The organism is Frankia sp. CcI49 (genome assembly GCF_001983215.1).
Lineage (GTDB): Bacteria > Actinomycetota > Actinomycetes > Frankiales > Frankiaceae > Parafrankia > Parafrankia irregularis.
Genome location: NZ_MOWP01000009.1, coordinates 155823 through 169900 on the forward strand (window position 1 = coordinate 155823; position 14078 = coordinate 169900).

The 14078-nt window shown below is 71.1% G+C and carries 10 protein-coding genes; 6 read left to right on the forward strand and 4 right to left on the reverse strand.

All coding sequences use genetic code 11. The annotated features are described in order from the left end of the window. Window positions 1–91: 91 nt before the first annotated feature. On the reverse strand, window positions 92–1309 hold the full coding sequence (locus tag CcI49_RS09520; protein WP_083749402.1) for an ABC transporter substrate-binding protein: 1218 nt from the start codon (window positions 1307–1309) through the stop codon (window positions 92–94). 528 nt (window positions 1310–1837) lie between these two features. On the opposite strand from CcI49_RS09520, the gene CcI49_RS09525 reads away from it, so the two are divergent. Both CcI49_RS09525 and dtd read left to right on the forward strand, forming a co-directional pair. Beyond that, entirely contained in the window at window positions 1838–2032 is a 195-nt protein-coding gene (locus tag CcI49_RS09525) for a hypothetical protein (protein ID WP_235498408.1), read from the forward strand. 5 nt (window positions 2033–2037) lie between these two features. Beyond that, window positions 2038–2469, forward strand: a complete 432-nt coding sequence (dtd, locus tag CcI49_RS09530) for a D-aminoacyl-tRNA deacylase (protein WP_054570788.1) — start codon at window positions 2038–2040, stop codon at window positions 2467–2469. An 89-nt stretch (window positions 2470–2558) separates the two neighbouring features. Here dtd and CcI49_RS09535 read toward each other — a convergent pair whose 3' ends face one another. Together CcI49_RS09535 and CcI49_RS09540 are read right to left on the reverse strand one after the other, a co-directional pair. Further along, window positions 2559–3644, reverse strand: coding sequence for a lipocalin family protein (locus CcI49_RS09535; protein WP_083749403.1), 1086 nt, complete (start codon window positions 3642–3644; stop codon window positions 2559–2561). Window positions 3645–3965: 321 nt separating this feature from the next. Next, window positions 3966–5402 carry a GGDEF domain-containing protein gene (locus CcI49_RS09540; RefSeq protein ID WP_076825763.1) on the reverse strand — a complete coding sequence of 479 codons (1437 nt, stop codon included), beginning with the start codon at window positions 5400–5402 and terminating at the stop codon, window positions 3966–3968. 485 nt (window positions 5403–5887) lie between these two features. On the opposite strand from CcI49_RS09540, the gene CcI49_RS09550 reads away from it, so the two are divergent. From CcI49_RS09550 to CcI49_RS09560, 3 genes are read left to right on the forward strand one after another with little or no spacing between them, the layout of a single operon-like run. Next, window positions 5888–9040, forward strand: a complete 3153-nt coding sequence (locus CcI49_RS09550) for an EAL domain-containing protein (protein WP_076825767.1) — start codon at window positions 5888–5890, stop codon at window positions 9038–9040. Window positions 9041–9098: 58 nt separating this feature from the next. Continuing rightward, complete coding sequence (locus tag CcI49_RS09555; protein ID WP_054570792.1) at window positions 9099–10034, forward strand: patatin-like phospholipase family protein; 936 nt, start codon at window positions 9099–9101, stop codon at window positions 10032–10034. Then, window positions 10031–11068 carry a 1-acyl-sn-glycerol-3-phosphate acyltransferase gene (locus tag CcI49_RS09560; protein ID WP_054570793.1) on the forward strand — a complete coding sequence of 346 codons (1038 nt, stop codon included), beginning with the start codon at window positions 10031–10033 and terminating at the stop codon, window positions 11066–11068. Before CcI49_RS09555 ends, CcI49_RS09560 begins: the two co-directional genes overlap by 4 nt. A gap of 56 nt (window positions 11069–11124) precedes the next feature. Here CcI49_RS09560 and CcI49_RS09565 read toward each other — a convergent pair whose 3' ends face one another. Next, window positions 11125–12255 (reverse strand): LacI family DNA-binding transcriptional regulator, encoded by a 1131-nt coding sequence (locus CcI49_RS09565; RefSeq protein WP_054570794.1) that lies wholly within the window; start codon window positions 12253–12255, stop codon window positions 11125–11127. A gap of 224 nt (window positions 12256–12479) precedes the next feature. On the opposite strand from CcI49_RS09565, the gene CcI49_RS09570 reads away from it, so the two are divergent. Then, window positions 12480–14075, forward strand: a complete 1596-nt coding sequence (locus tag CcI49_RS09570) for a sugar ABC transporter ATP-binding protein (RefSeq protein WP_076825769.1) — start codon at window positions 12480–12482, stop codon at window positions 14073–14075. Window positions 14076–14078: the final 3 nt, after the last annotated feature.

A 14078-nucleotide genomic window follows, 5' to 3' on the forward strand; every position in this document is an offset into this window, starting at 1 on the left:
GCCTACCCAGGGCGACGCGGGGGCTATCGCGCCGCTGAGGGACTGTCCGCCCGGTGTGTACTGGTCAGGGACCGGGCGGACACCGGAGGTGTCAGGACACGGGCTGCACCTGCCCGCAGATCGGGGCGTCTCCGACGACCTCGAAGTTCTGCCCGCTGGAGTCCACCCGGACAAGGTTCAGACAGGCGCTCGGCAGTGTGTAGTCGGTCAGGTTCGCGGCCGGGCGCACCAGGCCGCCCGCGTCGTACTGCAGGACCGAGCGCAGCGCGCCGATGAAGCCGTCCCGGGTCGGGCAGGCACCGGCCGCGTTCAGGCCGCGCAGCATCAGGTCGGCTGCCAGCCATCCGTTGAGCGCCAGCTGGCCCTGCTGCGTGGAGACCTCGGGGGCGTACTGCGTGAGCGCCGCGTAGAACTCCTGGTGGGCGGGCAGCTGCAGCTCGAACGGCGCGGTCACCTGCGCGACGTACATGCCCGCGTACGCGCTGCCGCCGGACCGCAGGGTCTCCTTGTCGTACCCGTTGGGGAACAGCGGGACGGTGATCTGCGCGCCCTGTGCCCTGAGCGCCGGTGCGAGCCCGGCCCAGATCTCAGGGGTGATGACACCGGTAACGATGTCGGCCTTGCTGCTGGCGATGGCCCTGGCCAACGTGGTCATGCTCAGGAGCGGGTCGAGCTGGAGATTCTGGTAGACGGTCTGGATGCCCTCCCGCTGCATGCTGGCGGCGATGGTGGTGGCCAGTTCCTGGGACGAGGGAACTCCCACCACCGCGAGCACCGCCGCCCGGGTGCCACCCAGGTTGTGGGCGATCTGGCCCCACGCGCTGGTCACCGCGCCCTGGCTCAGCAGCGAGCTCCAGGTGAACATGTTCCGGTGCTGGGTCCAGGCGACGGAGGGCCCGACCCCGGTGACCGGCACGCCCTGTTCTTCCAGGTACTGGGCTGAGCTGCCCTCGGCTACCGACGCCTCCACGACGGAGAAGACCTGTTCCCCCTCGACGAGTCGCTGGGCCTCGGTGCGGTTGCTGTCCGCGGACGCCTGGTCATCCGCCCAGATGGTGCTGATCTCGCGGCCGTGGACCCCGCCGCGGGAGTTCTCGAGTGCGAAGCGGGCCGTGATCCCGCCGCGAAATCCCTGGAATGACGACGAGAAAGGCCCGGTGTCCGGGTAAAGGACCCCGACCTTGACGGCCTCCTGGGTCACCCCCGGTGACGTGCACGCCGATGCGGTGCCACCGCCGTTCTTGTCCGCTCCGCTGCCCGTGCAGGCGCCTGCGACCATCACTGTCACCGCGAGCGCGGTGGCAGTCACCGACGTGCGTAATCCTCGCCGTCGGCCCCGAGACGGGCCGGTGCCGACGGCACGACTAGGGGCGTCGTGCCCCTCTCCTGGCGCGGCGGTACGCGGCGTGTGCACAGGAAGCCCCCCACCTGGTGGTGCTGGTCGCAGAACTGTCAGTTCGAAGTTCGCGGACTATATCGACCAGACCGGGGCGTGGGGTATCCCATCGGGGCAGGTCAGGGCGATCGGGCTGCTGGTCGGCGGTCTCCCGTGGGCTGCGTTTACGCCCGGGGACTTCCGAACAGACCTGCGTCAGGTGCAGGACGCCGGGCCGCGACGTGGGAGGTTCCGCCGATGATGGCTTTTGGGCCGCGGAGGCCCTGTGACCAGGGCCGTCGGAGTGACCCGGATCGTCGGAGTGACCTCGGCGGCCGGAGTGACGTCAACCATCGGAGTGACCTGGGCCGTCGGACCGGACGGGTCCGGTCAGCCCTGCTGCTGGCCGCGGGGCTCGGGGCGGGTTTCGCCGGCGGGCGCATCACTCGTGCGCGTGGCCCGGTGGGAAGAGCGCCTGGTGGTGCACTGGCCGCGGTCGGGGCCGGCGCCGAGCCGACCGATCCGGTGTCGCCGCTGCGCTTCGGGGATCAGCCCGATCTGCTGGCCACCGAGGATGCCGCGAGCCCGCCGTTCGAAGGGCTGTCCGCCAACACTCGTTTCGCCAACGAGGTCCTCGGTGCGGACATGTCAGACTGAAGGTCATGCGGGCGGTGGTGCAGACGGTCAGCCGCGCGTCGGTCACCGTCGACGGAGATGTCGTCGGCTCGGTGGAGAACGGCCTGCTGGTTCTGGTTGGCGTCACCCACACCGATGCCACGGCAACCGCCGAGAAGCTCGCGAGCAGAATCCACAATCTGCGGATTCTGGATGGCGGACGGTCGGCCGCGCAGATCGACGCGCCCGTACTGGTCGTCAGCCAGTTCACTCTCTACGCGGACACCAGCCGCGGCCGGCGTCCAGGCTGGCAGGACGCCGCGCCGGCGCAGATCGCCGAGCCGTTGGTCATGGCCGTCGTCGAGAGGCTGCGCGCCTTGGGCGCCCGGGTCGAGACGGGTCGTTTCCGCGCCCACATGCTGGTCGAAAGCGTGAACGTCGGCCCGCAGACGATCATTCTCGATGTCGACGGCACATGAGCGCGATGTGCCGGGGCGGGGGTCCGTGACGGCCGGACCGTGACGGTCGGTCCGGCCTGGTTCGTGTCCCCGCCCCGGCTGCTCGGCGACTACAGGCCGAGCGCGTCCCTGATCAGATCGAAGACGAAGCCGCGCTGGAACATGGTGTAGGTCGGCGTCAGCTCCACGTACGACTGGCCGGTGACGGCCTGGCCGTTGATGGTGCCGGTGACGCTGGACGCGCCTTCCCAGTACGACCCGTTCGACAGACCCGAGATCGACAGCTCCTGGTCAAGAAGCTTGGGCGTGATGGTCAGCGTCCCGCCGGGTACGGTGACGGTCCACTTCGRGTCGTAGGTGTACCCCGTGTGTGGGCTGGTCCAGGTGCCCAACGGGGTCTCACTGACCTGGGTCGGGTTGAGCTTGACGGTGCTGCCGTCGGCCTTGACGAGGGTGCCGACCGTCTCGACGATCTGCTCGTTCTCGTCCTTGATGAAGTACAGCATGTACTGCGTGTTGTTCGAGAGCTGGATGGCGAACCAGTCCCAGCCGCCGGTGCCGGGGGCGAAGTCGCCCCACTGGTGGTCCTGCCAGGCGATACCTGTCACGTTTACCAGCACGCCGTGGTCCCACAGCGTCCCCTTGACCTTCAGGTTGGTCTGCGAGTAATACGCCGACTCGCCGAACGGGCCGTAGGGAATCACCCCGGCGTCACCGTGCAACGCGGTCGGGGTGGACTGCGTCAGCGTGAGGTTGATCGACGAGTAGCTGAGGTCCGAGAAGCCGGCGAAGAGGTGGTTCACACCGTTCTTGCCGTCCATGTGCGTCGTGCCGACGGTGTTGTTGAAACCGCCGCCGCTGGGCACGACGTCCGGCTGCAGGCCCACCATTGACATGTTCTGCGTGAACGTGCCACGGGTGATGTCGCTGATCGCGAGGTGCCCGTTGTAGGCGGCTGCCACCGGCTCGGTCGCGAGCGCGTCGAGGCGGATGTGGGTGACCTCGAACCCGTACTCGTGCTTCTTGCCGAAGACGTCGGTGCCCTGGAGGTGGCCGGTGAAGTACCACCACTCCATGGTGGTGTCAGGGTGCGCGGCCTCGTCGATCGGCAGCGATACCGGCGCCATGGTGGCGGATGCGGAGGGGGCAGCCACGAGGAGCAGAAGCGGGGTGCACATCGCGCCGATGGTGACCATCAGGCGCCTACCTCGACGGCGGCCCGACCATAATCCGCTGATTTTCATCAACTTGCCTCCCAAAGCGCTGGCTGGTGGTAGAGACGCGCGACTGTGCGACGACTCTGCGCATCCGTCGACCTGAGGGAAGAGCCTGGGCCGGCAGCGAGGCTTGGCTATTCCTTAAGATCTCCTGGATTCCCGGTCAGCTTCGATGAGAAGGCCGATGACCCGCATCCGTAGAACTACGTGGATGTCCACGTGCGCCCGCGGAGGTGAAGGCGGCGCCCGGCGAGGGCGTACCTGCGGAGGGCGTGCTGAGGGGATGCGACCGGGACGTCCCTAACCAGGGTGCACCGACCGGGAGCTTCCGTTCTTCTCCTTGCGACGGCGCTTCGAGTGGTACATCGCGGTGTCAGCCTGATGCAGGATATGTTCGGCGCTGGTGGGCTGGCCGTCGGCCAGGGCGAGGCCGATGCTGATCTGGATCTGCGCGGTGTGGCCCGAGAGTGCCACCGGTTTGGCCATGGCCGCCTTGATGCGCCGTGCGCACTGCTCGCCGGCGACGCGCGGGCTGGTGTCGGGGTCGGGGCCGGAGTCGGCGAGCAGGACGGCGAACTCGTCACCGCCGAGGCGGGCGGCGAGGTCGTCCTGGCGCACGGCGGTGTGCAGCCGGGCCGCGACCGTACGCAGGAGCTGGTCGCCGGCGTGGTGGCCGTGGGTGTCGTTGACGGTCTTGAAATGGTCGATGTCGCAGAAGAGGACGACCACCGGCCGGCCGTGGTCCTGATGGGTGGCGACCGCGTGTTCGAGTTCCCGGGTGAACAGGGCGCGGTTGGCGAGCCCGGTCAGTCCGTCGTGGTCCGCCTGGTACTGGAGGCGATGGTGCGCCAGCTTCACGTCGGCGACGAGCCGGCGGTTCTCGGTGACGCTGACGATCTGCCGGAGGCTGACCAGCGCGGCGAGTCCGATCGCCAGGTACAGCGGGAGGTCGCGTAGCGCACCGTCGCGCAGAGCCGTCGCCAGTACGAGGGAGGCGGCGAGGCTGAGCGGCAGGTAGGGCAGGTAGGCGTGCAGCCAGGGGCGGATCTCGGGTCGCCGGCGGCGGCGACTGGTCGGCGCTGTCCCACTGCCCCGCAGCGGGGGCTGCGCGGGCGCCCGCTCGGGGGCGATCATGGCGAAGGCGACCAGGAGCGGGCCGGCAGCGGCACCGATCCACTGCTGCACGGTTGCCCGCACGTCGACCTCGCCGGGCAGGCTGAGCCGGACCAGCGCCGTCTCGGAGACCGCGGTCGCGATGATGCCGCCGGCGAGCAGGGCGAGCGCGCGGCCGTTGTGCGGCTGGCGGAACGCGGCCACCAGGATCAGGACGACCAGCATCATCGCCGCGGTGAGGACGAAGGCGACGGCGATGACGAACGACGTCCCGCTGACCACCGTGCGGGTGAGGTCCCGCAGCTGGGCGTACCAGGCGATCAGGAGCATCGACAGGACGATCAGGAGACTGTCCAGGGTGATGATCGTGTGGGAGTAGCGCGGGGTCCAGCGGGTGGCGTGCTGTGGAGGTGCCCGGGTCGGCCGGCCGTCGGCCACCGGCGCCGCCGGCATGCAGATCAGGCCGACGGTCGTGAGAATCGGGGCGAGCAGGAACAGGGCTTCGATCGGCGTGAACTTGAGCGTCATCGGATTGCCGGAGGAGTACTGGATCGTCCACTCGACGGCGGCGGGAATCGAGGACAGCGGGCCGGCCGCGACGAGCAGCCGCCAGCGCCGGTCCACCCCCCCGGGTGCGCACGATTCCGATGATCGCCAAGGACGTCGTCAGCACGCTGCAGGGGAGGATGGTGGCCGCCTGCGCGATCAGACGAGGCTGGCCGGACAGCGCCAGCTGGCCCGCGACCGACAGCGCGAGCAACGTCAGGACCGGCACAAACAGAACACGGAAGGTCCGCTCGGCGACCGGCCGGACCTGAGTGCCGGCGACGGCACTCGCACCTCCCGCGGCGTCAGCTCTGTGTGAATCGGCTCTGTTCGAGCCGGCTCTGCGCGAGTCGCCCATCCGCGGTGTTCGGTCTGATCGGGTCGTGATGCCCCCGTCTTCCAAGGGCTTGCCTCCTTCGATACCTGGCCTCCCACGATGCCCGGTCCGGAGAAAGCGCGCAGGTCTGACGATCGCGCTTCGTGTTCGAATGGCGTCGGTACGGGTTGTTGAAGGGGTGCGGGGTGGCGTGCTCTACCAGGCCGGTGCCGGGTAGAGGGGGTGTGTGGCTTGGCTGTGGACTCACGGCGCGGTTCCTGACAGGGCCGCCGGCGATCGCGCCTTCTTCGTCGGTCCGCCGCTGATCGGGTCGATCTTCCTGCTGTTGCTGGCGGTCATGCCCGGCTCCCCGAACTACCTGCGACCCGGCGCCCTGGCGGCGGCCAGCCTCGGGGCAGTCACCGTGGCCGCGACGTGCGTCGCGCCGGCGTGGTGGCTCCGGCGGCTGACCCTGGCCTCGTGCGTCGGGATGACCTCCGTGGTGGCGGTCATGCTGGCCATGGCGGGATCCGACGAGCTGGCCATCACCCTGCTGTTCTGGTTCCCATGGGCGGGCGGCCAGGCCGGGCTCGCGTGGAACCGGCTCGGTGTCGTCATGGCGCAGAGCATCGTCATGACGGCCCTCGTTCTGGGTGTTTTCAGCGTGCAAGGGCGTCTCACGGAGTACCCGCTCGCCGCGGTCGGCAGTGTCCTGGGGGTGCTGGCCGCCGGACCGCTGGCCCACGGGTCCTTCCGGTGGGGGCGCACCCGCACCTTCACCGACTCCCTGACGGCGCTGGCGAGCCGCCCCGGGCTGATCCAGGCGGCTGATCCGCTCATCGCCGGGAGATCAGCGGCGGGATGCCAGACCGTGCTGATGGTCGTCGACCTCGACCACTTCAAGGAGATCAACACCGCGTTCGGCTACGAGGCGGGTGACGACGTCCTGCGGACGTTCGGCCGCTGGCTCCGCCTGGTCAGGCCACCGCCGCTGCTCACCGCCCGGCTGGGCGGGGACAAGTTCGCACTGCTGCTGCCCGGTGAGCCGGCTCCGCCCGGGGCGGCCGGGGCCGGCTGGGCGTCACCCGGGCCGGAGACAGCCGATCCGGCGCTCGCCGACCTCGGCCGGGACGTCCTGCGGCAACTCGACGGCCGGTTGCGGATCGGCGGTGTGGATGTCGAGGTGGAGGCGACGGCGGGTCTCACGTCGGCGCCCGCCTGCGGGAAGCGGGTCATCGAGCTGCTGTCGTGCGCGGACGCCGCGCTCGCCGACGCCAGGCGCAGCGGCGAACGGGTCGGGGTGTGGACGACCGGGATGGCCGCGGTGCGGCCCTGGGAGCTCGCGCTGCACGCCGAGCTGCGTTCCGCGATCGACCAGGGCGAGCTGGAGCTCTTCTACCAGCCGATGGCGCAGGCGGCGACCGGGCAGATCGTCGGGGTCGAGGCGCTGATGCGCTGGCGCCATCCGTCCCGTGGGCTGCTTCCGCCCGGATCGTTCCTGCCGATGGCCGAACGTTCCTCGCTGATCGTCGAGCTGACCTGGTGGGAGCTCGACGAGGCGTTGCACCAGTGCGCGCGCTGGCGGGCGGAGGGGATACCGGTGGCCGTCTCGGCGAACCTGTCGCCCCGGCTACTGGTCGTCGACGCGCTCCCGAAGGTGGTCGCCGGGCGGCTGGCTGCCTACGACCTCCCCCCTGACGTGCTCACGCTTGAGATCACCGAGAACGCGCTGGTCTCCCAGCCGGCCCGGGCCGCCGCGATGCTCAGCGAGCTGCGGGTCTCCGGCGTGAAGCTGTCGATGGACGATTTCGGGACCGGCTACAACTCCATGGAGATCCTCAAGGCGCTGACCTTCGACGAGATCAAGATCGACCGAAGCTTCGTCGTGGACGCCCAGGGCAGCCTCCCGGACATGGCGATCGTGCGGTCGGTGGTCGACCTGGGGCACCGCCTCGGCCTGCGCGTGGTCGGCGAGGGCATCGAGGACGAGTCGAGCGAGCGGATCCTCACCGAGCTCGGCTGTGACGTCCTGCAGGGCTACGCGGTGTCGGTGCCGTTGCCCGCGCGGGAGCTGACCCCACTGCTCGCCGCCGGCAGTCGTTCGGCTCCGGCCGCGGGGCCTGGGCCGGACAGCCCAGACCGGCGGGCATCCCCGACCGCGCAGACCCCCCGGAACGGGCAGACCTCCTGGAACGGGCCGGCCTCCCGGAACGGGCCGGCCTCCCGGAACGGGCAGGTCTCGCCGAACGGGAAGCCAGCCCGGGCCACCTCGGCAGCCAGGACGGATACCGGTGACGAACACGCGGCGGCCCGCGGCGTCACACCGCGCCTCCAGGACCGCTGGGCACTGGGTGGTCTCCCCGCGCCCGTCCCGGCCGATGAGGACTCCCGGCTGGCGGCGCTGCGGCGCTATCACATCCTGGACACGCCCGCGGAGCCCGAGTTCGACGAGGTGGTCGTGCTCGCCGCCCAGATCGCGGACTGCGCCAACGCCCATGTGGTGTTCGTCGACGCCGACCGGGAGTGGTTCAAATCGAGTCATGGCCGGCAGATCTCCAGCATTCCCGGCCGGTCGGGTGTGGTGGCCCATGCGGTCTCGTCCGGCGAATACCTGGAGATCGCCGACGCGGCACGAGATGTGCGTTTCGCGCACCTGGTCGAATCCGATCCGACCGCTCCGGTGCGCTTCTTCGCCGCGGCGCCGCTACGGACATCCGACGGGCATGTGCTGGGTGCGCTGTGCGTCGCCGACCGGATGCCTCGCCAGCTGGCCCCCGGCCAGCGGCATGCGCTGGGCAACCTCGCCGCCCAGACGATGCGGCTGTGCGAGGCGCGCCGGGACCGGATGATGGGCGAGCAGGCCGCGAGCGGGCTGGAACGCCTCGACCAGTTCTGGCATCCCGACGACCTGCCCGCCGCGGCCACCCTGATAGCCGACGTCATACGTGCCCTCGTCGGCGCGGACGCGGTCGGAGTGATGATGGCGAAGATTCCGGGCGCGACCGTGTTCGAGGCGGCCGGCTGGTCGGTCGCACCGGGGACCGAGCCGATGACGAAGGTGGGGGCCCGGGCCACGCCCGACGACGAGGCGGCGCTGCGCGCGCTGTCGCAGCTGCGGGCCCCGCTGTTCGTCCCGGATCCCGCGGGTACCCCCCTTATCCCGAACGAGCGGGTGGATCGGCTGAAGATCGGCTCCGCGATGGTGATTCCCATGCCGGACGAAGGCGGCCTGCTCGGTTTCGTCACCGTCCGGTGGACGCAGCCGATCCGCGCCGTGGAGCCGTCCGTCATGCGGGCGGTGACCATGTTCGCCACCCCGGCCCGCTGCACCCTCGCGCGGCTGCGGTGGATGGCGTGCCGTCCGGCGCCACAGCGGGACCGCTACGGCAGGGGAGCCTGACGCCTGGCCCGAAGTGGTTTCTGGATTCGCCGTGCGATCGCGTGGGTAGCAGCGTTCGGTGACGACCATTCTGCCCGCGGCCGCAGCGGGTCCGTCGGCGGCCGCAGCGGGCCCGGTCGCCTTCGTGCTCGGCGGCGGCGGGATGCTCGGCGCCGCGGAGGTCGGCATGCTCCGGGCGCTGCTGGAGGCCGGATGCCGGCCCGATCTGCTCGTCGGGACGTCGGTCGGTGCCATCAACGGCGCCGCGGTCGCCGCCGACCCGACGGTCGGCGCGCTCGATCGACTGACCGAGCTGTGGTCGGACCTGGGCAGCTCGGAAATCTTCGCGGGCGGTCCGGCGAAGCGTCTGGCCACGGTCGTCCAGCATGGCTACCTGCACTCGAACGCCCCGCTGCGGCTGCTGCTGCGCCAGCAGCTACCCGCCACGTTCGAGGAGCTGCCGGTGCGCTTCCAATGCGTGGCCGCGAGCATCGAACGGGCGGCGGCGCACTGGTTCGGTGCCGGGCCGCTGGTCGATGCGGTACTGGCCTCCTGTGCCGTGCCCGCGCTGCTGCCGCCGGTGCGGATCGATGACGAGCACTACGTAGACGGGGGTCTGATCGACAGCACGCCGGTGGGCCGGGCGGTGTCCCTTGGCGCGCGCACGGTGTACGTGCTGCACGTCGGAAGGATCGAGCGGCCACTGCGGCCAGGCCGTTGGCCGTGGGAGGCGGGGCTGGTCGCCTTTGAGATCGCCCGGCGCCGCGGCTTCGCCGATGCGATGGCCAACCTGCCGGCGGGGGTGACGGTGCACGTCCTGCCGGTCGGTGACGGGAACGGGGCACCGCTGCTCGGACTGCGCTACCGGTCGGCTTCCGGTGTCCGTCGCCGGATCGAACGGGCCCGCGAGGCCACCGCCGCCTACCTCGAACGGCCCGCGCCGGTCGGCCGGCCCCAGGCTGCCGCCGAGCCGGCGCGAGGTGAACGCGAAGAGCGCGAGGTGAGCGCGAGGTGAGGGTGCCGCCGCGCGCTGTGCGCCGCCTTCTCATCGACCCCCTGTTCGTCCTGTTCGCCGTCGTGGGAGCAATGCTCGGTGCCGCCGTCACGGTGCTGGGCCTGGCCGGCGTGCCGCTGGACCGGCGGCTGCGGCTGAGCCGGGCCGCCGCGCTCGCCGCGGTCTACCTGGTCGCCGAGATGGTCGTGATCATCATCGGATTCGGGTTATGGCTGGTTCGTCCACTGCTGCGCACGCGGTGGGAGCAGGCCAATCTCGCGTTGCTGCGTGCGACGCTGGCGTTTCTCATGGCGGCCGCGGGCCGGCTGATGCGGTTCCGGCTGGCGGTGCAGGAGCCGCCCGCGGGGTCGTTCGACTGCGCCGGTCGACCCGTGCTGGTCGCCAGCAGGCATGCCGGCGCCGGCGACTCGTTCGCGCTCATCGATCTGGTCGCCAACCGTTACCGGCGCACGCCGCGGGTCGTCCTGCTCGGCACGCTCCAGCTCGATCCGGGGATAGACATCCTGCTCGGCCGGCTCGGCGCCTGTTTCCTGCGGGCCGGGGCCGACGGCGCCGACGCCACCGCGGTGGCCCGGATCAACACCCTGGCGGGCGGGCTGACCGCCGGCGATGCCCTGGTGATCTTCCCTGAGGGGGCGAACTTCACCGTCCGGCGTCGCCGCCGCGTGATCGCGGGCCTGCGCCGGCGCGGGCAGAGCGTGCGGGCCGAGGTGGCGGAGAACCTCACCCATGTGCTCCCGCCGCGCTCGGCCGGAGTGCTCGCCGCGCTGGACCCGGGCACCGTTGCTGGGACGGTGGTGGTCGCCCACACGGGCCTGGACGGTCTGGTCAGCCCGGGGCTTCTCTGGCGGGCCCTGCCCCTGGCGACACCCATGACGATGCGCTGGTGGTGGTTCCCGGCCGGCAGGCTGCCGACCGCCCGTGCGGAACGGACGGACTGGCTCACCCTGCAGTGGGCCGTGGTGGACGCCTGGATCGACGCCCACCGGCCCACCTGCCCATCCGTCCCGCACCCGCAGCAGTCCCCGGCCTGACGCCGCCCTGGCCTGACGCCGCCCCGGCCGGTGCCATGCCGGACGCGCGTCGCGGCTCAGACTGCCAGGGCGTCGGGATTCTTCGTGCTCGTGCTCGCGCTCGTGCGCGGCTGCGCCGGATAACCGAGTGTTGACGCGCGGGCGACCAGTTCCGGGGTGAACTGCACCTGCTGGTGCTGATGCCGAGGGTTGTTCGCCTCGTCGAGCAGCAACTCGGCGGCGGTGGAGCCGAGCAGCCGGCGCGGCTGGCGTACCGAGGTCAGCGGAACCGTCGCCGCGGCGGCGAAGTCGATGTCGTCGTACCCGACGATGGCGCAGTCGTCGGGCACCGCGATGCCGAGCCGGACGCACATCTGGAGCAGGCCGAGCGCGACGAGGTCGTTCGCGCAGAAGGCGGCGGTGGGCCGGCGCTGCGCCGGCAGCCCGGCCAGCCGCTCGGCCGCGCCGCGGCCTTCGGCGACGGTGAGCGCGCTGGTGGACAGGTCGATCAGGCGGTCGGGCGGCAGGCCCGCGTTCTCCAGCGCGCGCAGTGCGCCGGCGCGGCGTTGGCGCACCTGGCTGAGCGTGCCCGGCCCGCCGACGAAGGCGATCCGCTCGTGGCCGTGCTCGATCAGATGGGCCACGGCGAGCTCGCCGCCGAGGACGTCGTCCACGAAGACCGAACAGCCGTGGAAGGCCCCGGCGGTGCGGTCCACGAGGACCACCGGGGTGCCCTGCTCCTGGAGGCGGCTCAGCCGTTCGTCGGCCGCGTTCACCGGAGTGATCAGGATGCCGTGCACGCGGTGCTGCTGCAGATGATCGAGGTGGCGCGCCTCGCGGCCGGCGTCCTCGCCGCTGTTGCAGAGGAAGACCACCAGGTCGGCCGCCGCGGCGACCTCCTCGATGCCGGTGGCGACGTCGGTGAAGAACGGGTTCGCCGCGTCGAGCATCACGTAGGCCAGGCTGCGGCTGTGGCCGGCGCGCAGCTGCCGGGCGGACTCGTTGCGGACGAAGCCGAGGTCGGCCATGGCCTGCTCGACCTTCTGCCGCGTTCGCGGGCTGACCAGCTGCGGCCGGTTCAGGACGTTGGAGACGGTGCCGAGCGAGACCTCCGCGGCCGCCGCGACGTCCTTGACGCCGGGGGCGCGCCGGGCGGCGGGGCGCGCCGGGGCCGCCGGGTCAACCGGCGTCGGCTCTTCGTCCGCCACGACATCCTCCTTGAAACGTGCAAAACATACCAGTCGGCGTGAACCGTCCCAAGTCCATCGCTCCGCCGTCGGAGGCCGGACGATGCCACGGAAGGTAAACGGCAGATGGCTATAAGCACCACAAAGCTACCAGCTAACCGACCTTGTATGACGCTTGACACAGATCTAGCACTACAGCTAGCTTGCAGCAACCACTTTGAAACCTTTCACTAACCGGGGGAAAGATGCCTCCCGACTCGACGGGTCCGTTGCTGCACGTCCACAACGTCAGCAAGTCGTTCGGCGCGGTCGCGGCTGTCCGCGACGTGTCCATCCCGGTCTACGCCGGCGAGGCGCACGCCCTGGTCGGTGAGAACGGGGCCGGCAAGTCGACGATCGTCAAGATGCTCGCGGGCGTGCACCGCCCCGACACCGGTTCGATCGACCTGGCCGGGCAGCCGCTCGACCTGCGGTCACCGGCTGACGCGAGGGCCGCCGGGATCGCGGTCATCTACCAGGAGCCGACGCTGTTCCCGGACCTCTCGGTCGCCGAGAACATCGCCATGACCCGTCCGCCGCGCGGCCGGTTCGGGATGATCGACCGCCACCGGGCCGCGCGCACCGCCGCCGATCTGTTCGCCCGCCTCGGCGTCGAGATCGACCCGGCCCGGCCGGCGCGCGGGCTCTCGATCGCGGACCAGCAGATCGTCGAGATCGCCAAGGCGTTGTCGATGGACACCCGCGTGCTGGTGATGGACGAGCCGACCGCCGCGCTGACCAGCGTCGAGGTCGAGCGCCTGTTCGCGGTAGCCCGGTCACTGCTGGAGCAGGGGACGGCCATCGTCTTCATCTCGCACCGCTTCGAGGAGATCACCGCACTGTGCGCGCGGGTGACGGTGATGCGCGACGGCCAGCACGTCTCCACCGATCTGATGGCCGACCTCGACGTCGACGAGATCGTGCGGCGCATGGTCGGCCGCGACCTGTCGGCCCTGCACCCACAGCGGACCGCGGCCCCCGGCGAGGTCATGCTGCAGGTGGAGGGGCTCGGCCGGGACGGCGTCTTCGAGGACGTGTCGTTCACCGTCCGGTCGGGGGAGATCGTGGCGCTCGCCGGTCTGGTCGGTTCGGGCCGGTCCGAGGTGGTGCAGGCCGTCTTCGGTGTCGACCGCCGCGATCGCGGCACCGTCCGGGTGGGTGGTCAGCGGCTGCGGGCGAACTCGCCGCGGGCCGCGATGGCCGCCGGCCTCGCGCTCGTCCCGGAGGACCGCCGCCTGCAGGGGCTGGTCATGGACGCCTCCATCCAGCGCAACGTCACCCTGCCGCGGGCCGGCTCGCTGGCCCGGGTGGGCCTGCTGCTCGGCGGAGCCGAGCGGCGTTCGGCCGAGGAGTGGACCACCCGGCTGCAGACCAAGTACCACCGGCTCAGTGACGCGGTGTCGACGCTCTCCGGCGGCAACCAGCAGAAGGTCGTGCTCGCCAAGTGGCTCGCGACGATGCCCCGGGTGCTGATCATCGACGAGCCCACCCGCGGTATCGACGTCGGGACCAAGGCCGAGGTCCACCGGCTGATCACCGGGCTTGCCACCGACGGTGTGGCCGTCGTCGTGGTCTCCTCCGAACTGCCCGAGGTGCTCAGCCTGGCCGACCGGGTGCTGGTCATGCGCGAGGGCCGCCTGGTACGGGAGCTCGACCGAGACGAGGCCACCGAGGAGTCGGTGATGTTCGCCGCGGTCGGCCAGGGGCTGCAGCCGGCGGCCACAGCGGCCACAGCGGCGACGGCAGCGACGGCAGCGACGGCGACATCGGGACCGGCACCGGAGCTGGAGGTTTCGCGGTGACCA